The sequence below is a fragment of the Peribacillus sp. NPDC097295 genome (genome assembly GCF_044761665.1).
Taxonomy (GTDB): Bacteria; Bacillota; Bacilli; order Bacillales; family DSM-1321; genus Peribacillus.
In genome coordinates, this window is record NZ_JBIWCW010000005.1 from 274,605 (window position 1) to 295,456 (window position 20,852).

At 41.3% G+C, this 20,852-nt stretch carries 20 protein-coding genes; 5 read left to right on the plus strand and 15 right to left on the minus strand.

Translation table 11 applies throughout. The features are described 5' to 3' along the window. Positions 1–155 precede the first annotated feature (155 nt). A complete protein-coding gene (locus ACIQXN_RS12035; RefSeq protein ID WP_402966612.1) occupies positions 156–329 on the minus strand; it encodes a hypothetical protein in 174 nt (57 codons plus the stop codon). Between the two features lie 469 nt (positions 330–798). Here ACIQXN_RS12035 and brnQ point away from each other — a divergent pair, with 469 nt between their 5' ends. From brnQ to rluF, 5 genes are all read left to right on the plus strand, one after another. Further along, positions 799–2,130, plus strand: a complete 1,332-nt coding sequence (gene brnQ, locus ACIQXN_RS12040) for a branched-chain amino acid transport system II carrier protein (protein ID WP_402966614.1) — start codon at positions 799–801, stop codon at positions 2,128–2,130. Positions 2,131–2,275: 145 nt separating this feature from the next. Beyond that, complete coding sequence (locus ACIQXN_RS12045) at positions 2,276–3,598, plus strand: CAP domain-containing protein (RefSeq protein WP_402966616.1); 1,323 nt, start codon at positions 2,276–2,278, stop codon at positions 3,596–3,598. 87 nt (positions 3,599–3,685) lie between these two features. Further along, entirely contained in the window at positions 3,686–4,618 is a 933-nt protein-coding gene (locus ACIQXN_RS12050; protein WP_402966618.1) for an aldo/keto reductase, read from the plus strand. Between the two features lie 285 nt (positions 4,619–4,903). After that, the gene (locus tag ACIQXN_RS12055; protein ID WP_402966622.1) at positions 4,904–5,797 is read left to right on the plus strand and encodes a DMT family transporter; all 894 of its coding nucleotides are present in this window, start codon (positions 4,904–4,906) and stop codon (positions 5,795–5,797) included. A gap of 87 nt (positions 5,798–5,884) precedes the next feature. Further along, entirely contained in the window at positions 5,885–6,592 is a 708-nt protein-coding gene (rluF, locus tag ACIQXN_RS12060) for a 23S rRNA pseudouridine(2604) synthase RluF (RefSeq protein WP_402966624.1), read from the plus strand. A gap of 36 nt (positions 6,593–6,628) precedes the next feature. Here the strand turns inward: rluF and ACIQXN_RS12065 are convergent, their stop codons facing one another. From ACIQXN_RS12065 to ACIQXN_RS12130, 14 genes are all read right to left on the minus strand, one after another. Then, on the minus strand, positions 6,629–7,987 hold the full coding sequence (locus ACIQXN_RS12065) for a DUF4179 domain-containing protein (RefSeq protein WP_402966626.1): 1,359 nt from the start codon (positions 7,985–7,987) through the stop codon (positions 6,629–6,631). Next, positions 7,965–8,498, minus strand: a complete 534-nt coding sequence (locus tag ACIQXN_RS12070) for a sigma-70 family RNA polymerase sigma factor (protein ID WP_402966628.1) — start codon at positions 8,496–8,498, stop codon at positions 7,965–7,967. The genes ACIQXN_RS12065 and ACIQXN_RS12070 overlap by 23 nt, the downstream gene beginning before the upstream one ends. A 398-nt stretch (positions 8,499–8,896) precedes the next feature. Then, the gene (locus ACIQXN_RS12075) at positions 8,897–9,865 is read right to left on the minus strand and encodes a sugar phosphate isomerase/epimerase family protein (RefSeq protein WP_402966630.1); all 969 of its coding nucleotides are present in this window, start codon (positions 9,863–9,865) and stop codon (positions 8,897–8,899) included. Between the two features lie 21 nt (positions 9,866–9,886). Next, on the minus strand, positions 9,887–10,927 hold the full coding sequence (locus ACIQXN_RS12080) for a Gfo/Idh/MocA family protein (RefSeq protein WP_402966632.1): 1,041 nt from the start codon (positions 10,925–10,927) through the stop codon (positions 9,887–9,889). Between the two features lie 18 nt (positions 10,928–10,945). Further along, positions 10,946–11,968, minus strand: coding sequence for a Gfo/Idh/MocA family protein (locus ACIQXN_RS12085; protein ID WP_402966634.1), 1,023 nt, complete (start codon positions 11,966–11,968; stop codon positions 10,946–10,948). A gap of 21 nt (positions 11,969–11,989) precedes the next feature. Then, positions 11,990–12,715: a ThuA domain-containing protein gene (locus ACIQXN_RS12090; protein ID WP_402966666.1), complete on the minus strand. Its 726-nt coding sequence runs from the start codon at positions 12,713–12,715 to the stop codon at positions 11,990–11,992. A gap of 178 nt (positions 12,716–12,893) precedes the next feature. Continuing rightward, complete coding sequence (locus tag ACIQXN_RS12095; RefSeq protein WP_402966636.1) at positions 12,894–13,937, minus strand: LacI family DNA-binding transcriptional regulator; 1,044 nt, start codon at positions 13,935–13,937, stop codon at positions 12,894–12,896. Positions 13,938–13,991: 54 nt separating this feature from the next. Continuing rightward, positions 13,992–14,810: a carbohydrate ABC transporter permease gene (locus ACIQXN_RS12100; RefSeq protein ID WP_402966638.1), complete on the minus strand. Its 819-nt coding sequence runs from the start codon at positions 14,808–14,810 to the stop codon at positions 13,992–13,994. After that, entirely contained in the window at positions 14,810–15,670 is an 861-nt protein-coding gene (locus tag ACIQXN_RS12105; RefSeq protein ID WP_402966640.1) for a carbohydrate ABC transporter permease, read from the minus strand. The genes ACIQXN_RS12100 and ACIQXN_RS12105 overlap by 1 nt, the downstream gene beginning before the upstream one ends. Before the next feature lie 111 nt (positions 15,671–15,781). After that, entirely contained in the window at positions 15,782–17,077 is a 1,296-nt protein-coding gene (locus tag ACIQXN_RS12110; protein WP_402966642.1) for an ABC transporter substrate-binding protein, read from the minus strand. Positions 17,078–17,543: 466 nt separating this feature from the next. Beyond that, positions 17,544–17,729, minus strand: a complete 186-nt coding sequence (locus tag ACIQXN_RS12115) for a hypothetical protein (RefSeq protein WP_402966644.1) — start codon at positions 17,727–17,729, stop codon at positions 17,544–17,546. Positions 17,730–17,910: 181 nt separating this feature from the next. Continuing rightward, on the minus strand, positions 17,911–18,750 hold the full coding sequence (locus ACIQXN_RS12120) for a YitT family protein (protein ID WP_402966646.1): 840 nt from the start codon (positions 18,748–18,750) through the stop codon (positions 17,911–17,913). A 181-nt stretch (positions 18,751–18,931) separates the two neighbouring features. Further along, positions 18,932–19,609 carry an ABC transporter ATP-binding protein gene (locus ACIQXN_RS12125; RefSeq protein ID WP_402966648.1) on the minus strand — a complete coding sequence of 226 codons (678 nt, stop codon included), beginning with the start codon at positions 19,607–19,609 and terminating at the stop codon, positions 18,932–18,934. After that, positions 19,606–20,619, minus strand: coding sequence for an FtsX-like permease family protein (locus ACIQXN_RS12130; protein WP_402966650.1), 1,014 nt, complete (start codon positions 20,617–20,619; stop codon positions 19,606–19,608). The genes ACIQXN_RS12125 and ACIQXN_RS12130 overlap by 4 nt, the downstream gene beginning before the upstream one ends. Positions 20,620–20,852: the final 233 nt, after the last annotated feature.

The following is a 20,852-nucleotide window of genomic DNA, read 5'->3' on the forward strand; positions in this document are numbered from 1 at the left end:
ATTTTTCCTATACCACTAAATTACCAGAATCCCCGCTCACACACTACCTTAAAATGGTAAAAATAAAATTATACAAAAAAAGCAGCACCTTTGATCATGAAGGATACTGCTCTCTGATAAGCATTGAACAGTAATTGTCCTATGACAAATTGGGATTATACCCCTGTACGCTTACGTTGATTATTGGGCTTTTTAGTTAACTGGCTTTTAAGCGGTTTCGTTTTCTTGACAACACCGGTTTCAAGTTTATCTTTACTTGTTTCCGCTTGCTTTTGCGCCAATTTCTGCTTGATTGCATCCGCCAGGCTTAACTTTTTGTTTTCAGACATCATATTGTCTCCTTTAGTGTTCTACTTCTATTATAATATAGATGAAGGTAGAAAGATAATAGGGAGTATTTACGATTCTTTTGACGGATTGTAAACCCATATAAATCATCCCACAATCTCTAGGCCTAATCTCCTGTCCTTGAAAAGACTTCATCCTATTGACTTAGTATACTGAATTTGCTAAATTATTTTTAGATTATAATATTTTACTGCTAGGATTTAAAGATCGAGTTCGACCCTTCATTAAAAATTTCAAAGAGCAAATCTTAATAATATAGTCAACGTATGATACCGTACGTTGACTGAATGCCGTAGCTCCATAAGAAGCGCGGATATGGGTGGTAAAGCGAGCACACAACTCGTCCCTCTAAGTAGGGGCGTTTTTTTTATTTTCTTAGTAAGTCTTTCACATGATCTCGTTAGTCCATTCGGCGAGTTTTTCACTAGAACGCAAAAAGGAGACATCATCATGAAAAAAACAGACATATTATTTATTGGGCTTATGCTTTTCTCAATGTTCTTCGGAGCGGGTAACCTGATTTTCCCTCCATTTTTGGGAGCCTCATCAGGGACTTCCTTCTGGCCTGCCATTGCTGGATTCATCCTTACCGGTGTCGGCCTCCCGATTCTAGTCCTGCTGGCCATTTCTCTAGTAAAAGGTGGAGCAGAAACAATTGGATCCCGTGTACATCCTACTTTCAGTAAGATTTTCATGATTGTCATATACTTAAGTATCGGGCCATTTCTTGCCATACCCAGGAATGCGAATGTTGCCTATGAAATGGGATTCAAACCCTACCTTGGAGACACGATCAGCCAATCACTCTTTTTGTTCCTATTCACGATTCTATTCTTTTTGATCGTTTATGCCATTTCGATGAATCCTGAAAAAATGGAAACCATCATGAGCCGCTGGAGCACACCCACTCTATTAGTGTCTATAGTCATCCTTTGCATCGTTGGATTCGTGAAACTTGACGCACCCTTCCAATCACCTACAGAAGCCTACGCAACAGGAGCCTTCTCGAAGGGGTTCATTGAAGGTTATAACACGATGGATGCTCTAGCAGCCCTAGCCTTTGGGATTGTTATTCTGACTTCCATTCAAAAAAGAGGGGTATCGGACCGCAAGCAACTGACCAAGTACACGATAAAGGCAGGAATGGTCACAGCACTATTTCTCTCTATAGTGTATACATCTCTAGGCTTCATGGGAGCACGTATGGCTGCGAACGGTACATTTGAAAATGGAACCGATATCCTGACCGCCGCTTCTACCCTATTACTCGGACCAGCTGGAAAAACCCTCTTGGGACTCATTTTCCTCTTGGCCTGTATCGCATCCGTCGTTGGATTGACAACCGCATGCGGACATTATTTTTCCAATCTCATTCCAAAAGCCAGCTACAAAATGATCGTGCTACTTATCACGCTTATCGGCTTCACCCTATCCAATCTAGGACTGAATCAAATTCTAAAAGTATCGGTGCCGTTCCTCGTGATGGCCTATCCGTTGACCATCGTCTTAGTTGCTTTGACGTTCTTTTCCCGTCATTTCAAGGCTCCCAAAAAGGTATACAGAAGCGCCATGCTATTCACCGGCATCTTTGCCCTGATCGATGGGCTAAGCGCTTTTAAAGTCCCACTCGGACCGGTGCAAACATTCACGGACGCCCTTCCGCTTTCTGCACATGGCATGGAATGGATCTTACCAGCCTTAGTCGGTACGGCCATTGGCATTATCCTGAGTCAAACAGGAAAACCGGCTCCCGCGGAGGACATGGATATCGAAACCATATAATTACAGAAACAGATGAATCGGTTGATTCATCTGTTTTTTTATGGATATTAAGCATCCAATGGTATTTAACCACTACTATTTTACTAGAAAAATAACGATTTAACGGTTAATCATAGTAAAATTAAACTAAAAAAGAGAGTGTTTCATGCGCTTTATAGTTCGTTTAGTTCTTCTTATCACTATTTTTATTCTTTCTTTTTCTTCGTTGTCTTCTGCTAAAGAATCGACCAAGAACACAATCGAAGCGACTGCAACCTATAATAAAAACGATACGATCACGGTGTCTGGTAAAGTGAACGATTTAGAGGGACTGGAAAATGTATCTATAAATTATGATGATACAACAATAAACCTATCAAAAGAAAAATGGAAGTCATCAAAATTCACCTATGATTTCAAGGTGAAAAACCCAGCAAAATTCAGAAAACATACTATCATATTCGATGGCAACTTTTTAGTTTCAGATGATTGGGGGACCACGGAATGGACATCATCTCTTTACGATATGACAGTGGTAAACCCTGCATTCATTTTTGATACGGAAAGTGCAACTAAGAAAAAAACAAAAACAGCAATACGAAAAAAAGCCAAGACATACAAATCTACTTATAGCGCAAAAAGCCCTTATAAAACGAAGCCCAGTGACAAGGTTCCACTGAAGGCCGGAAGCTTAAAACAGGGATTCTTAAACGATGGTGTGAACACCGCGAATTTTTACCGATACCTTGCAGATCTACCCGATGACCTGGTCTTAAACAAAGGGTTAAATGCAAATGCCCAGTACGGCGCAGTTTTGTTATCTCATATTGGATTTCTAACACATACACCTGTAAAGCCAAAAAAAGTGGCCAGTAATTTTTATGAAAAAGGATATGAAGCCACATCTTCATCGAATCTAGCATATGGAACCAGTTCATTAAACGAAGCAGTAGATTTATATATGGATGATACGGATTCCAGTAATATTGATAGAGTCGGCCATCGCCGCTGGATTCTGAATCCAATGTTAAAAGAAGTGGGATTTGGATATATGGATGGTTTCTCCAGTATGAAAGTATTTGACGAAAGCAGAGATGACATTCAAGAAATAAAGTGGGATTACATTTCATGGCCCGGAAAAGGGTATATGCCCATTGAATATTTTTCATCGAAAACGGCTTGGTCTGTTTCTCTAAATCCAGAAGTCTTCCGAACGCCTAAGTCGTCTAACGTTTTCGTTCAGGTGAAAAACAAGCGTACAGAGCATACCTGGAAACTCAATCGTAAAATGAATAAATACACAGTTAGTGGAAATTATTTGAATGTCGAAAATAGTGGATACGGTTCTGGCCCTGCAATCATTTTCCGACCCGATTTATCCAAAGGACTGAGGGCTGGGGATACCTATGAAATCATGATTTCTGGAATAACTAAATTGGACGGATCGAGTGCTCCTATTACTTATAGTGTGACTTTCTTTGAATTATAATTATAAATATTCGCAGGAAGCATTGCATAACCTTGGAATGATCTACCCTGTTTTTGGTATGATTAGGAAAGAGGAGATGATGAATACATGTCAAAGCAAACGCGTATTGGTAAAACGGATTTGTATGTGAATCGGATCGGTCTTGGCACGAATGCAATCGGTGGACATAACCTATTTACTAACCTGAATGAAGATACGGGGAGAGAGGTCCTGCGAACGGCTCTCACTGAAGGCATCAACTTTTGGGATACAGCTTACATTTACGGTCCGGAGCGCTCGGAAGAAATAATCGGGGAAGTGCTGAAGGATGCCGGCAAACGTAAGGATGTGTTACTTGCTACAAAAGCTGCCCATAAATTCGTGGACGGTAATGTCGTATTTGATAACTCTCCCACTTTTCTTAGAGAATCTGTAGAGTCCAGTTTAAAGCGGCTCCAAACCGATTATATTGATTTATTTTACATCCATTTCCCTGACGAGGCTACACCCAAGGATGAGGCAGTCGGGGCTTTAAAGGAATTGAAGGATGCCGGAAAAATCAAGGCCATCGGCGTCTCGAATTTTTCGTTCGAACAATTGAAAGAAGCCAACAAAGACGGCTACGTCGATGTCTTGCAATCTGAATATAACCTCTTCAAACGGGAGGCCGAACATGACTTACTTCCGTATACGGCTGAAAATCAAATATCGTTTATCCCTTATTTCCCGCTAGCATCCGGCCTGCTAGGCGGCAAATATAATGAAGATTCGAAGTTTGACGACATACGAGCAAATGATCCCCTTTTCCAAGGGCAAGCCTATTCTACAAACTTGCAAAAAGTCGAAGAACTCCGTGTAATTGCCAACCGAAAACATGCAGAGGTCGCGGATATCGCCCTTGCCTGGTATTTAACACGCCATTCCATCGATGTTTTGATACCCGGTGCGAAAAAACCGGAACAAGTATCACGTAACCTAAAAGCATTGGATGTTGACTTAACCATGGATGACATTGCCGAAATCAGTGCCATTTTCGCTTAATTAGATAAGAAGAAGGGGCTGTCCCAAAAAGGGTAGTTAAGCCTAAATTGAATAAATAGAGAGAGACAGAAATGTTGATTTAACAACATTTCTGTCTCTTCAATTTTGCGTTATTTTACTTGAAAAAGAATGAGACAGCCCCTTTTTTCTTAATTTCATACTCATAGTTTCCCGCAATGAATAGTATCTCTTCCTCCACGTAAACTTTGCTTTACTATATTGCTTCCCTCTTTCTGCCCTGGTATATTTATTGAATATTCAAACACTAAAGAAAGAGGCTACCCAATGAAAAAATCCTATATTCTTTTATTTCTTATCTTGGCTAATTTGTTCTGGGCCGGTAATTATATTTTCGGCAAATTTGTAGTTGCTGAACTTTCGCCGATTCAACTCACGTTTACACGCTGGCTAATTGCTGCTATCTTTTTATTTCCTCTTGCTCATTGGATTGAAAAACCCGATTGGAAAAGTGTATGGAAAGAGTGGAAAGTACTATCCCTGATGGGCATGCTCGGCATCATCGGCTATAATTTTTTTCTGTATTGGGCTTTGACCTATACGACTTCCATGAATGCCGCTCTCGTTAATTCGATCACCCCTGCGGTCATCGTCCTTTTTTCCTTCTTATTTTTAAAAGAGCATATTTCATTCCTCCATGTGATTGGCCTTATTCTATCCTTATTTGGGGTACTTTTGGTCTTAACGAATGGACATCTTCAGACCATTTTCCATCTTACCTTCAATAGTGGAGATTTGTTGATGATTCTGGCGATACTTGTCTGGACCTTCTATTCACTCATTGCCAAAAAGATTAAAAATGTTCCGGCCATATCAGCCACCGCTGTTTCTGTTTTAATCGGAGTGGTTCTGGCCGCACCGTTCGCCATTGGGTCCGGTCTGAACCTTGATTTAAGTAATCAAGCGATGGTAGGCATTTTATATATTGGAATCTTTCCATCCGTTTGTTCCTTCATATTCTGGAACATTTCTCTGCGTCATATTGATGCAAGCCAAGCTGGTGTTTACCTTAATCTCATTGTCGTCTTCACTGCGATGCTAAGCTTGATCTTGGGTCAAAAAATCACAGTAGTCCAATCTCTTGGCGGCCTTCTTGTCTTCTCCGGTGTCTACTTAACCACTAAAAAGAAGAAGGATAGTAAAGCTATGGCTTCTCCTTAAGTATACATTTTTGCTTTCCCCTTGTTTATCTAGCATGATTTACGTTATCTTTATAGAAGAAAATCTGAATGTAAAGGTGTGCTTTAGTTGAGAATCAATAAATTTATTAGTGAATCAGGAATTACTTCGAGACGAGGCGCAGATAAATGGATTGCCGAAGGTAGAGTGACCATTAACGGCGCTGTCGCCGAACTAGGGAGTCAGGCTGAACCCGGCGATGATGTACGTGTCGATGGCAAACCGATAAAAGTGGAACAGCAGAATGTATACATTGCTCTGAATAAGCCAACAGGCATCACAAGCACGACGGAAAAACATATCAAAGGGAATATCGTTGATTTTGTGAATCATCCATTACGCATTTTCCATGTCGGTCGTCTTGATAAAGACTCAAGCGGTCTGATTCTCCTTACAAATGACGGGGATATCGTGAATGAAATCCTCCGGGCGGAGAACAAACATGAGAAAGAATATATCGTAACTGTCGATAAGCCACTTACGGATTCCTTCCTTGAAGAAATGGCATCAGGCGTAGAGATTTTGGATACGAAGACACTTCCCTGCAAGGTCAAGCCACTTTCAAGACATACCTTCAACATTACCTTAATGCAAGGGTTGAACCGGCAAATCCGCCGCATGTGTACGGCACTCGGCTATGAAGTCCGTGAACTGCAACGTGTTCGCATCATGAACATCCATTTGGACAGGTTACCCCTTGGACAATGGCGCGACCTGACAAAAGATGAATTGAAGGAACTATTTGCAGAATTGAATTACACACCAAGAAAGAGATAAACGAAGAGGATGCTCCTGGGTACGGGAGCATCTTTTTTATTTTAACTTGATTTTTACAGGTGGTAACTCTACTGGACTATTAGAACTCATCGAATTTAAATTAACTCGGATGATATAGTCCTTCTTATTAAAATCTTTTATCTCGCTAAGGTCGAAGGTTTTTCTGAATCGTAATTGATCTTTCAGTAACGTTTTAAAAGTATGCTTGGTTTCTTCTTGATAGATGTCTCTTTCCGAATCTTTAACCAGTCTAACGTCATATTTTGCGGCCTCCTCATAAAAAGCAAAATTCTGTTTAGCTTTTTTTCCATTGTTCATTTGGAAATCAACAATCAATTTTTCGTCTTTTACCGTCATCTCCTCTATTTTGACCGACAATTCCTGACGTTCCGACTGAATATCTATTGGTGTTTGTTCATTTAAGGTAAGATAATGATCTGGCTCATACATGACTAACATCGGACGAATTTCCAAGTAACTTGATTTTTCAGCGAGTGCCATTGGGATGATTGCCCTTCCTTTTTCGGTTACCTTATCTCGGTCCTTTATGGTTTCTTTAGGGATAAAGCCGTGTGATGAGACATGCAACGGTTTACCTTGATCATCATATACTTCATCCATCCGAATTTGATCATTTTCCGCACCTTTCAAGAAAGTCACTGTATAATTAATTGCCGTTGAAGATTGACCTCTGATAATAGAATCAAACTTCATAGAAATGCTAGCATCTTTATTTTCGCTCATTTTATCCGTTTTAACCGTTTCATAGGCGAGCTGCTTTATTGGAATATTGAACGTCCAATTCCCTTTCTGACCAGAAATCTCCTTGAAAGTTACCGGAATGGTGGTATCTGCTGGCAATACAGCCTCAGGATAATTAAGAGCAATCAGGCCTGTGAATCCTGTATCGCTTTCAGCCGTCTTAGCAAATTCCTTACTGTCATCGATATTTTCATCACCATCGTATATCTCATAAAATGCATTAAAATATCCGTACTCATCCTTTTTGACATCGCCTTGTACATCAAAAGTAATCCCTATCCTAGCACCATCAAAGTAAGCGCTAGTTATCGTGACATCGATTCCATGGTTTGTCGCCGTTTGATTCAGCTCAGTAATCATTTCCTGAGAAGCAAGCTTCCTACCAATCGAATCATTGAAATTCACATATAGTTTTCCAAGCAAAGGGATGTCGGCCATAACATGTGACATCGTAGGAGAAGCAAAACCAACCGAAAAGAAAGCAACCGCTGCGACCACCGTTGAAATTGCAGTGACTTTACCCCGGTTCCGCTTCGGTTTCCCTCGCTTTATTCCCAGTTTAATTGCTTTTAAGACATCTTCTTTCGGAACTTCTATTTTTTCATATTCTTCACGAAAGATTTTCTTGTCCAAGGTACCCCGCCCCTTCCAAACTTTTTCTTAAATTCCTTTTTGCCCGATGCAGATACGTTTTTACTGTGTTTTCCGGAATACTCATAATTTCTGCGATATCATGGATAGACAGATCACGATAATAAAAAAGTAAGATGACCGTTCGATACTGCTCATTTAATAGATTGATAGCCGCACCTAAATCCAAAGACTCCTCTTGATGAAAAAACTCTTCCGCCTTCTCCTTCATTCGATTCATCGGTATTTCCCTGTTCTTCTTTCTTAATAAATCATACGAACAATGTATGAGGATTCTTGTAACCCACGTTAAAAAATATTCAGTGTTCTTCAGCTGTCCAACAGCCTGAAAAGATTTGTATGCCGTTTCCTGAACAACATCCAACGCATCATCCCGATTGCCTACATATAAAAAAGCCGTCCGGTAAAGTTGGTCACTATGTAATTCAAGCAGCTTCTCAAAAGCCTTTCCATCGCCCTTGATTGCCTTCTTCACCAACTTGTTTTCATTCATCAACTAACCTCCTTTTGCTCATTAGAGGGAAATGGTACGGGAAAAGTTTCAACTATTTTTATTTTTTAGAAGTTTTATATTCATTTATCTGTCTAGTTGGATTTTTTTCGGTCTAATCAAGCTTTTTATAAATCTAGTTCATTTTCTTTTGCAAACTAGCTCATTTTCCACCAATTTATAGGTTTCCGACTAATAATTAAAGAGATGATTACGCTTTTTCATAAAACCACTCTCTACTTTGACCCTATATCGGTCTGTTCTAGCCTTTTATCGGTCATTTCCACTACTTTATCGGTCTATTTGAATATATATCGGTCAAACCAACAACTTTATCAGTCTAATCGTTCACGAAAAAATCCCAAAATAAAAAGCAACCCGTTTAGGCTGCTCGTTATCGGTTATACCCACCATAAATCGGTCGGACTTTCGTTGATCAGGACGGTTTTTAAGTTCGTGACGGCTCGTTGGAATCCTTCTTCAATGGACATAAGCGGATCTTCGTGTTCAATGCTTACGACGTAGTCATACCCGTATGTGCGAAGGGCGCTCATAATATCGGACCATTCTTGTAGGCTGTGGCCGCAACCGACTGAGCGAAAGTTCCATGCCCGTTCTTGAATGTTCCCGTATGGCTGCATGTCGGTAAGTCCATACATGTTGATGTTGTCTTGGTCCAGGTAGGTGTCCTTAGCGTGGAAGTGATAGATGGCTCCTGCTTTCCCAAGAATCTTGATGGCGCCGACTGGCTCAATTCCCTGCCACCAGAGATGGCTTGGGTCGAGGTTGGCACCAATTGCGTCCGATGTGGCTTCCCGTAGCTTCAGCAGAGTATATGGTGTGTGGACAAGAAACCCTCCATGCAGTTCCAGGCCGATTTTAACATGATGTACATCCGCAAGAGCAGCGATTTTTTTCCAATATGGAATCAGCTTTTCTTCCCATTGCCATTTTAGGACATCCGTATATTCATTCGGCCATGGGGCAACCGGCCAGTTCGGATATTTGGCACCTTCGTGATCACCTGCGGTACCGGAAAATGTATTCACCACCGGTACATTCATGAGTGCAGCTAACTTAATTGACTTTACGAGATTTTCATCACTTTCTCTTGCCAATTTTTCGTCTGGAGAGATAGGATTGCCGTGACAGCTGAACGCACTGATGGTTAGGCCTCTTGATTGGATGGCTTCCATGTAGTGCTGCCTTTTTTCTTCACTCTCCAACAGTTCATTCAGGGGGCAATGGGCATTGCCTGGGTACCCGCCTGTACCGATTTCCACTGTTTTTAATCCAGAGGCTGCCACGTAATCGAGCATTTCCTCAAATGTTTTTTGTCCGAATAGTACTGTAAAAACTCCTAGTTTCACTCGCCTCACCTCACCTTTGCATTAATTGATGCTCATGACCTTACCGCTTGCAGAACTATGGTAAATAGCTTCAATGATTTTCGATACTTTCATGGCTTCAGACGGTTTTACCAATGGTTCAGCAAATCCAAGACAACTATCGATAAAGTTCTCTGCCTGTTGGAGATCCGGTGTATCCTTGCCCGGCATCCAAACGGCTTCGCTATTCAAAAGCATACCGTGTTTCGCCTGATTCAATATGAGCGGAAACACATCAAGACCACCCTGTGTTCCGGATAAACTCAAAACCGTCGCCTCTTCACGGATATTGGCCGCCCATGACGTCTCAAATAGTAAAGAAGCTCCATTCGCAAATTTAATATAGGCCGTTGCATGATCATCCACTTCAAAAACCGAAGCATCAAAATTACCCCATAGATTGACTTGGTCCACACCCTTACTGACATAATTATATGTCGAACCTACGATTTCGATTGGTTCCGGGTCATCCATCAGCCATAAGGCCAAGTCAAGCAAATGACAGCCGTAATCGATCACACTTCCTCCGCCTTGCAGTTCCTTGCTTGTAAATACGCCCCAACCTGGCACTTTCCGACGTCGAATCGCCTGGACTCGCGCCACATAAGGCTCTCCTATTTCACCTGCCTGGATCATTTTTTTTGCAGCTTGAGCTTCCTTCATGAAACGGTAATGATACGCAATCGAAAGCACTTTTCCGGATAATTCTGCAGCGTCGGTTATTGCCTTGCACTCCTCAGTGGTGATGGCCATTGGCTTTTCGCATAAAACATGTACACCTGCCTGCAATGCCGCGATGGATATCTCTGCATGAAACTTATTTGGTGTGGCTATCGTGACTGCATCCACTTCGGCAAACATATCTTCATAATTTGTAAAAACCTTTTCAATATGATGCTGCCTGGCGACATCTCTCGCCTTCATCTCGTCAATATCTTGGATTGCATATAAAACTACCTTATCCTGTAATGTTTGGAAAGCTGGGATATGCCTTTTTTGGGCAATACCCCCTGCACCGATAATACCCATTTTCAATTTATACATGATGACTATTAAACCCCTTTATAAGCGGACGATTTGTCTGGATGCACTTGACTCCATTGCGCCGAGAATGACTTTTAATGAGTGTAATCCTTCGATTCCTGTGATAAGAGGCTCTTCATTGTTTACCACACAATTTATAAAGTGACTGATTACTCCAGAATCATGCTGTCCACCAGAGTCATTTGTCTGGATGCCCCCTAATTCGAAGGTTTCCGTCTTCCCATCCAAGTGATGGATGATCAATGAATAGTTCGGGTCGTCCTCAAGACGCAGCACGCCTTTTTCCGCATATATGACCGTGGCGTTGTCTTCTTTTGCATACGACCAGCTTGCCGTCAGGGTACCAATAATACCGCTTCCCGTTCGCAGGATACAAGCGGCACTGTCATCGACATCTGCCTGTTCTTTTGCGCTCGTTTCCACAAATGCCCCGACTTCCACAAATTCCTCACCTAACACATATCGCAGTAAATCCGCTTTATGAACACCTAAGTCTCCCATTGCTCCGATTACCGCTTGATCTTTTTTAAAAAACCAACTGTTCCGTCCATCGACACTCCACGTTTCCGGGCCCGAATGTCCAAAAGCAGTCCTGAAGCTATAAACCTTTCCAACTTCACCACTTTCAATAAGCTTTTTTGCTTTTTGATGCGAAGGAACAAAACGTTGATTATGGCCAATCATTAATATCTTGCCGCTTTTAGCAGCTGCTTCATTCATTTTTTCAGCATCTTCCAAAGAAGTCGCCATTGGCTTTTCGCAAAGAACATGTTTCCCGGCTTCTAAGGCAGCAATTGTGATGGGCGCATGCAGGTAATTCGGTGTACATACACTAACTACGTCAATATCCTTATTCTTTAAGAGTTCTATATAATCAGTATATGCTTGTGCGTCATACCTTTGTGCCGCTGCTTTCGCCCTGTCTTGCGCAATATCACAAACGGCAATAATGTTAGTTTCCTGATGGGCTTGATATTCCGGGAAGTGCCTATTCTGCGCGATACTACCGCAACCAATGACTCCCACATTCACTTTGACCATTTTTTGCTCTCTCCTTTTATTTCATCTCTTAGATGGGATGTTTTCCAATGGTTCCGCTTTTCCGTAAACGGCATTGGTGTGAGGTCTTGGCTTGACCCACTTCACAGCATTCTTTATCACCTGCTGTATGTCCGGATTATAGTAAGTCGGGTAGGTTTCATGACCTGGCCGGAAATAAAATATCCTCCCTTTACCGCGTTGATACGTACAGCCACTTCTGAATACTTCGCCACCTTTAAACCAGCTGATGAATAACAATTGATCCGGTGTAGGAATATCAAAGTGTTCCCCATACATTTCTTCCTTCTCAAGCTCGATATATTCACCAATTCCCTCAACGATTGGGTGAGCGGGATCCACGACCCATAGCCGTTCCTTTTCATCTGCAACACGCCATTTGAGATCACAGGTCGTTCCCATCAGTTGTTTGAAAATTTTCGAGAAATGGCCTGAATGGAGGACGATAAGTCCCATACCTTCGAGCACTCGCTTATGAACGCGTTTGACAATTTCATCCTGCACTTCTTCATGGGCGATATGCCCCCACCAGAGAAGCACATCCGTTTCCTTTAAAACCTCTTCCGTCAATCCATGCTCTTCTTCGTCGAGAGTAGCTGTGCTAACCTCGACCTGTTCATCTTGTAAAAAGTCAGCAATGGCACCATGGATTCCATTTGGATAAATTTCAGCCACTTCTGGTTTCGTTTTTTCATGACGATACTCATTCCATACCAAAACCTTCATCAGCATCTCCTCCATATATTTTGTCGGCGACTTCCTCCGCATGTTTAATTAATCCCTCATAAAATTTATTTATCACGCAAACGTTTGCGTCAGAAGAGGAAAAACAATTTAGAATAATAAGGCTTTTTATAGTAGTACCCTTTATTGTAAATTTATGTTATAAAAAATCAAGCTTTAATTGCTAAAAGAATTCTACATTTTCTTCTTTGATAGCGAAATGTGACTCTCGCTTCACGATTTTGGTAGGGATTCGGACACTCTTTTCCATCATATTCGGAGATGCAATCAAATCGAAGACACATTTTGCTGCTTCATAACCTAACTGATACGTATGAATATCAACTGTGGTTAGCGGTGTACTTAAGAATTCGATGAACTCCGAGTGATTAAAGCAAACGACAGTGACTTGTTCAGGGACTTTCAAGTTCTTTTCCGCTAACACGCCAAGTAACAACACACCCAATAAGAGGTCCATAACGATGAATGCCGTGGGTGCCGGAGACAGATTCAAAAGCTCCTCGATGGCTTTTACCCCCTCGGACCGACTCACTGGAATCAACTTGATATTCTCCTCTGGAATTTTCAGCTTTGCTTGTTCCATCGCCAATCGGAATCCGCTTAGTCGGGACTGGATCACTTCAAACTCAGGGTTGCCTCCTAAAAAGGCGATTCGTTTGTGACCCAGATTGATGACAAACTCTGATAATTCCTTGGCGGCTTGAACATTATCATTATCAATGAATGTGATGCCAGTCATGTCAGTCCTCGGTTTACCGATCAACACAAATGGGAAGCTTTGTTCAATTAAATAAGGTACCACTTTGTCATCTTGTTTCGAATACAAAACAATCATGCCGTCAACGCGTCTTCCTTGGACCATTTTTACGACATCCTCGAAGATGGCTTCTTCTGATTCACCAGTCGTCAAGGATAGGCTGTACCCCTCTTTATTACAAAAGTCACCGATGCCTCGTATCACTTCAGGAAAAAATGGATTGTACAGCGATTCCCTAGCAGAATTTTTCATGACGATCCCAATGGTCTTTGTCGATTTCGTTACTAGGTTCCGGGCATTTTCGTTCATATGATAGCCCATTTCCTTCAATATCCTACGTACCTTACGCTTTGTCTTTTCACTAATGGCCGGACTGTTATGAATAACACGAGATACCGTTGATGGAGCGACATTCGCTTTCTTGGCAACGTCTTTTATCGTTACAGACATTTTCATCTACTCCCGTTCATTGCACGAGGATTATTATTCCCTATATCAATATAGTTATTTAACTGCACCGTCTGCGATTCCTTTAATAATTTGCCTTTGAGCAAAAAAGTACGCAATGATGACCGGAATAATAGACAAGGTAAGTCCTGCCAAGGCTAGGTGCCATTGTTTCGTATATTGTCCAAAAAAGAAGAATAATTTCAGTGGGATCGTCTCAGAACCCGCGCCTCCGATAACAAGCGATGGCAATAGATAGTCATTCCAAATCCAGATGACGTTCAAGATCCCGACTGTAATCGACATTGGTTTTAACAACGGGAAAATGATATACCAGAACACTTGAAAACGGTTGGCTCCATCGATTTTCGCCGCTTCATCGAGAGTGATCGGTATCCCTTTTAACGTACCGTGATATAGGAATATCGAGAGGCTACACCCAAAACCTAAGTACATGATGATCAATCCTGTCCGGTTCAACATGCCCATCTGGCCGAATTGGGCAACTAGCGGAATCATCACTGATTGAAATGGGATAAGCATGGCTGCCACGAACACGAAGAACAGCAAGGAACTGAATTTGCTCTTATTTCGCGAAAGCGCATAAGCCGCCATCGCTGAAAAGATAATAATAATAACGACACTGACGACCGATATGAAGATAGAATTAAATAAAGTCCGGAGAAAATCCAATTGTTCGAAAGCTTGCGTGAAATTTTCGAATGTCCAGGCATCAGGCAATCCCAATGTGTCAGAGAAAATCTCACGTTTCATTTTAAAGGCATTAACAATCATCAAATAAAAGGGAGTGAGCCATAATAGAGCCAATATGAACCCGATTAAGCCGACCAGCCAAAGTTTCCAGTTCTTTCTCATCACAGTTCAACCTCCCTTTTCTTATTGATATAAACCTGAGTCAAAGAAACGGCTGCCACAATCACGAAGAAAATCACGGCTTTTGCCTGCGCATAGGCCATATCATTTTCCGTAAAAGCGGATTTAACAATGTTCATCGCGACCATTTCCGTTGAATTGTACGGAGCGCCATTGGTCAAGGAAAGGTTTTGATCATATATTTTGAAAGAGTGCGAAAGCGTCAGAAACAAACTGACCGTGAAGGCTGGTGCCACAAGCGGAAAAGTTATATGGCGAAAACGTTGGAAGCTATTAGCCCCGTCGATTTTGGCCGCTTCAATCAGGTCTTCAGGGACTGCCTGTAAATAAGCGATATAAATGATCATGATATACCCTGCCATCTGCCAGGATGTTAGAATGATCAATCCCCAAAATCCGGTCTCCGTGGTGGATAACCAGCCATTGAAAGCCTCTATGCCTGTAATATCCCCAATAGCACCAAAGACTTTGATAAAAATGAACTGCCAAATAAATCCGAGGATCAGGCCGCCAATCAAATTCGGCATAAAGAAGATGGTCCGAAGAAGGTTGCTCGACTTCAGTTTTGATGTCACGATAAGAGCTAGGCTCAAGCCTAGAACATTAATGACCACAATCGCCGTTACCGAAAACTTGATGGTGAACCAAAATGTATCTAGGAATCCTTGATCAGAAAATAAATTTATATAATTTTTCAAACCCGTGAAATCCGGGGTCCCTAGACCATTCCAATTCGTAAATGAATAATAAAATCCGTAAATGAGTGGCACAATCACAACCAAAATGAGTGCAGCCAGAACAGGTGTCAAGAACAGCCAATATGCAGCATCTCGATTTCGCATCGAAATCGACCTCCTTATATAGAGTGTAAAAAGCAGGTAGTTATTTAGAGAACAAACAACCAATCGACACAAATTAGGCTCGATTGGTTGCTTTCCTATTTAAAAATATGCCTATTTACTGTGGATTTTCTCCCAGTTTTCAATGTTTTGTTTCACGAGTTCATCCCATGTCAGTTTACCGGTGACATATTTTTGGACACTCGCGCCAAGATCGTCATTCCATCCGACCGGATATCCATTGAATACCCAACCAATCGTGTTGCCATCCTGAGAATATTTATAGATTTCCTTCGAAAGCGGATCGGCAATCTTTTCTACGTCATACCCTTCATAGGCTGGAATGAATTTAAAGTCCTCTAACACCGCTTTTTTGCCTGTATCGGAAGTATACATCCAGTCCAGGAATTTCTTCGCTTCTTCTTGGACTTTCTCATCAGATTTTTTATTCACTGCCCAATAGTTCGGTACCCCGACAGGCATGGCCGCCGTATCCCCATTCGGAATCGGGATAATGCCAATTCCGTTTTCCGCTAGTTCAGGATCCATGTCATACACTGTGTTATACACCCAGTTTCCTTGTTGGATGATGGCCACTTTTTCTAGGGAAAACAGCTCTTCTACTTGTTGAGAGTAATCAAGACTTGCTGTCGGCTGAACCGAATACTTGTTTTGAATATCCACTAGTTGTTTGAACTTTTCCCCATCCGTGAATTTGATTGTTTCTGATTTACTAGCCGTTAATACATTCCCGTCAAATTCCGGTGCTAAAAAGACATTGGATAAGTGATTCCCTGTCACCCATTTCTCTTTAACCGGATAAGCAAAAACTGCGTCGATTTTCAATTTTCCTTTTTGTGAATCCAGTTTCTTCACGGCTGCCTCCAGAGCTGTATAACTTGTTAGTTCCTCCGGATTGATCCCCGCTTCTTTAAATATACGTTTGTTATAAATCAGGCCGTACCCTTCCTGATTGAATGGGAGCCCCAGAATCTGCCCGTCCTCTTCTACACCATCCAACGTCCCCTCAAGTGCAGCCTCTGCAGCTTTTGTATCCTTCAAATCTGATAATCTATCTTTATATTGTTCCACATCTATCGGTCCGCCAATATTAAATACGGCTGGTTCCTCACCTGAAGCAAACTTTGCGGTAATGGCAGATTTATAATCATTTCCGCCGCCCACTGTCGATACCTTGATCTTTACATTTGGATTCTCTTTTTCATATTGTTTTGCCAGAGTCTCAAATTGCGGCTTAAACTCTACTTTGAATTGGAAAATATCCAAAGTCACTTTATCCTTATCTTTTGAATCACTGTCTCCCCCTGTAGAAGAAGAGCACCCAGCCAAGACCACGCTAAATATCAATAAAATAGAAAAGATTCCCCCGTACCATTTTTTACGCTTCATGCCTATCAACTCTCCCTTTTCCGTAAATTCCTATACAATTTAAGAAAACGTTTGCATAAAGTAATAAAGTTAGACAACTTGCAATCTGCCATTTCACTATTCTACTAAATGATTCATCACCACCTTACAAAGAAAATTGTAATCGGTTACATTTATATTTCTTATGTTACCACTTAATGCCATTACTTACAATTAAATGTATAACTTTACAGTTACTTAATCTTCCTTCCTCTAATATATATGACTCAATACCCAATGATTATTCCTTCCCATGTTTTATATAAATTGAAAAGGATATCGGTCCTAGGTATTTCATTCAATATTTTCGACAACCCATGAAATGATGGTTTAAATCGTAGTCCTCAAGGGATATTTCGAGATCATTCGATATGATTCCCATGTCTAATCTGAAAACTTCAATCAAATTGAGTGAAAATGGGAAACCAAAATGGCCTCCCCCTTTCTCTTATTTCAACACCATTTTCACATTGGAAGATCCATACTCATCCTTCAATTCATAGTATTTATCGCTTGCTTGTCCAAATTCCTCGAACACACCACTATTAATCAATTCATCCGTTTCCTTATCCACTATGCTGTACTTGATATTGCTCTTCCCAAATTTTCTGTCATCCACTTTTAAAAGGATCATGCCGGACACCTCCATATTTAATGGGTGCATTCCTCATGATGGCTGGATTCTTACTTACATAATATAACAATTTTATCGTAACTTACAGATTTTTGTCAATTAAAGGAAAATAAAAAAGCCTGGTTAGGCTTTTTTTATTTTCCATTCATATAGTGAAACAAAAATGATCCTTAAAATGAAGTTATGACTTCGAAATATCCACGAACCCTTCTCCAAATACATCCCGAACATCATGTATCGCGATAAAGGCAGAGCTATCCGTAGACTCAACAATTCTCTTTAACCTAACTACCTCTTGTTTACTAATAACGATATAGAGGATCTCTTTAGCATCTTTCGTATAGTAACCATGTCCACTAAAAACGGTAACCCCTCTATCCATTTTTATAGTGACTTGTTTGGCGATAAGGTCTGCCTCTTTCGAAATGATGGTGATCGCCTTTTTCGGATTAACTCCCTCAATGATGAATTCCATTACTTTCGTTCCGATATAAAGCATGAGGATGGTAAGCATGAGACCTTCTGCGCCAATGATGAAATATGACGAAACCGCCACGATCACATCGAAAAACAATAACCCGTAACTTAAGCTCCAACCTAAATATTTATTTGTCATTCGCGCAAGAATCGTAGAACCTGCCGTCGTCCCTCCCACTCGGATGATTAAACCAATTCCTACACCTGCAAACACACCGCCAAATATGGCATTGATTATGATTTCGTCCGAGGATATGTTCCAATTCTCCGTTAAATGAAGGAAAAGAGAATGGAATGTAACGGCAATAATCGTATAAATCGTTGTAATTCTCGATAAAAATTTATACCCGACAATCAGAAGAAAAGCATTCATAATGAAACTTACAAGGCCCGGCGACCATTCGAATAAATAGAATAAAATGATGGTTATTCCCGTTACTCCACCTTCACCGAGGTCATTAGGAATCACGAAAAGATTAATCGATAACGCAAAAATGAACGCACCTATTATGATAATGAGAACATCTAAAGAAGTCTTTTTCATATGCAACTAGCCCGCCTTTATCTAAACAATTTCCTTGCTATATAGTAACACGTAAAACCAAGATTCCTTCATTGATTTTCTTATTCTAGTAAAATAATTTCTCTATTTAATTTAGAATGATAAAAGGCCACTATATTCTCCGCTGAACCTGGAATAAAGTGGCCTTTATGCATTGCCTTTTTTATAGAGATACCTTACCATCCGTAATGTTGACGATACGGTCACACAGATCTAACATTCTCTCATCATGGGTCACCATGATGGCTGACTTGTTTCTTAGCTTCACCTCGGTCGCAAGCATTTCTACAACCTCTCGTCCCCGCTTAGAATCAAGACTGGCAGTTGGTTCATCCGCTAAAATAATCTCGGGATTATTCATCAAAGACCGCGCAATGGCTACCCGTTGCCGTTCCCCGCCTGAAAGCTCTTCAGGCAAATGATTGGCCCGATGGCTAAGTCCAAGGTGACTAAGTAATTCATCAGCCTTTTTCACAGCTTTCTTGTCACGTTGACCAATCAGTTCAGAAATTAGCAGGAGCTGGTCACGCACGGTAAGATACGGTACAAGATTGGATGATTGAAAAACAAATCCAATCTTCTCTAGCCGAACACGTGTTAATTTCTTTGGAGAAAATGATGGAATATCTTCATCGTTTAAAAACAAGCTACCTTCACTTGGGGAAAGCAAAGCACCTGCGATAGAAAGAAAGGTACTTTTTCCCGAACCTGATGGACCAACAACGGCCACAAACTCACCAGCTTTCACATGAAAGGAAATATCGTCAAGAGCCTTCACCCTGTTCTCACCTTCACCGTAAATTTTGCTGACGTGATCAAATGATAGTTTATGATTCATCATGCTACCCTCCCAATGGCTTCAATGGCATCAATTTTTGACACTCGATATAGTGATAACAAGGAGCCCAATACCGAAACAATCAATAAAAGGATGGAATATTGAATGACCAAAGAAGTACTTAATTCAAAAGGCATTCCTTCTGGCATAATGAAAGTGACCCCGTATGTTAGTGCAACACTGCTTGCTATACATACAACCGCAAGCATGAACACTTGGCCCACAATACTTTTTGCCAGGTAGCCGGTACTCGCTCCGAGTGCTTTCATGACTCCAAATTGATTTGAAGCATAAAACTCCTTTTTGTTTATTCCATTAACATCCACCTCTGCAAGAGCATAGTTACCGGCTTTTTTATATTTACTTGGTAAATTCCCTCTTAGCTCTTTCACTCTATCAACTATGTGTGCTTCTGCTACTGAATCGATTTGTCTCGTTGGATACACTTTACCCGTACCCTTACTACCCTCACCCTTCGCAGTAATCTTCTGCGCAAGATCCTTTATCGTCGTCTTATCCACACCAATAGCTTTATAAGTATTTCCAGTGCTATCCGCTACTGTCCTGACCTTAACTCCAGTTGGCACTTCGACTTTCCCGATGGCCTTGCCCATATCCTTGATCGTGCCTTGGGCTTTCTGGACTTTATTTTGCACATATTCCTTGCTGTAGGGGATGAGTTTTGTTCCGCTTGCCATTTTGTCTGCGGCCTTGGCTGCGCCGGCAATACCGGTGATGCCAAGGGCTGTCATCAGGCTGGTTTGGCGCTGTTCTTCTGTGAGTTCGTTTCCAAACATGTCTTTGCCGGTGACGGCTTCGCCGAGACCGTTGGCGGCGGATAGTCCATAGAGGCCGGCTTCGGTTTGCTTGAGGATGTCCATGGCTTTTGTCGATTTATAGGCATCCAGCATATGGTCCGCAGCGTTGAGCCCCTTTGTTGCTTTGTAGGCGACCACACCTGCTTTAGCAGCTTTTGCTCCCCAACCGAATACGGGGATGATACCGGCGGCCATCGCAGCCGCAGCGATTCGTTTGGCTTTGGAAAGCTTGCGGCTCTGTCACCTGATTCGCCTTGTTGCCCTATTAAATAGTAATTATATCCCGTGATTCTTCACTAGGTAACTATAAAAAAAGAACCTTGAAAGGTAGTTTGAACTATACCCCGAATAATGGACACGATAAAAAAAGTCCCTTATTCGGGGTTTTTCTATGTCCTCATATTAAAACCCCGTTTATAATCAATTTA

Excerpts from the sequence above, each read along its gene's own strand:
- ACIQXN_RS12070 (WP_402966628.1), bottom strand. The coding sequence starts at position 8,498 with ATGAATGAAAACAAGTTGGTGAAGAAGGCAATCAAGGGCGATGGAAAG.
- ACIQXN_RS12125 (WP_402966648.1), bottom strand. The coding sequence starts at position 19,609 with ATGATGAATCATAAACTATCATTTGATCACGTCAGCAAAATTTACGGT.
- ACIQXN_RS12095 (WP_402966636.1), bottom strand. The coding sequence starts at position 13,937 with ATGTCTGTAACGATAAAAGACGTTGCCAAGAAAGCGAATGTCGCTCCA.
- ACIQXN_RS12050 (WP_402966618.1), top strand. The coding sequence starts at position 3,686 with ATGTCAAAGCAAACGCGTATTGGTAAAACGGATTTGTATGTGAATCGG.
- ACIQXN_RS12035 (WP_402966612.1), bottom strand. The coding sequence starts at position 329 with ATGTCTGAAAACAAAAAGTTAAGCCTGGCGGATGCAATCAAGCAGAAA.
- ACIQXN_RS12085 (WP_402966634.1), bottom strand. The coding sequence starts at position 11,968 with ATGGTCAAAGTGAATGTGGGAGTCATTGGTTGCGGTAGTATCGCGCAG.
- ACIQXN_RS12120 (WP_402966646.1), bottom strand. The coding sequence starts at position 18,750 with ATGAAAAAGACTTCTTTAGATGTTCTCATTATCATAATAGGTGCGTTC.
- ACIQXN_RS12055 (WP_402966622.1), top strand. The coding sequence starts at position 4,904 with ATGAAAAAATCCTATATTCTTTTATTTCTTATCTTGGCTAATTTGTTC.
- ACIQXN_RS12110 (WP_402966642.1), bottom strand. The coding sequence starts at position 17,077 with ATGAAGCGTAAAAAATGGTACGGGGGAATCTTTTCTATTTTATTGATA.
- ACIQXN_RS12130 (WP_402966650.1), bottom strand. The coding sequence starts at position 20,619 with ATGGCCGCCGGTATCATCCCCGTATTCGGTTGGGGAGCAAAAGCTGCT.
- ACIQXN_RS12105 (WP_402966640.1), bottom strand. The coding sequence starts at position 15,670 with ATGCGAAATCGAGATGCTGCATATTGGCTGTTCTTGACACCTGTTCTG.
- ACIQXN_RS12080 (WP_402966632.1), bottom strand. The coding sequence starts at position 10,927 with ATGTATAAATTGAAAATGGGTATTATCGGTGCAGGGGGTATTGCCCAA.
- brnQ (WP_402966614.1), top strand. The coding sequence starts at position 799 with ATGAAAAAAACAGACATATTATTTATTGGGCTTATGCTTTTCTCAATG.
- ACIQXN_RS12100 (WP_402966638.1), bottom strand. The coding sequence starts at position 14,810 with ATGAGAAAGAACTGGAAACTTTGGCTGGTCGGCTTAATCGGGTTCATA.
- ACIQXN_RS12115 (WP_402966644.1), bottom strand. The coding sequence starts at position 17,729 with ATGATCCTTTTAAAAGTGGATGACAGAAAATTTGGGAAGAGCAATATC.
- ACIQXN_RS12045 (WP_402966616.1), top strand. The coding sequence starts at position 2,276 with ATGCGCTTTATAGTTCGTTTAGTTCTTCTTATCACTATTTTTATTCTT.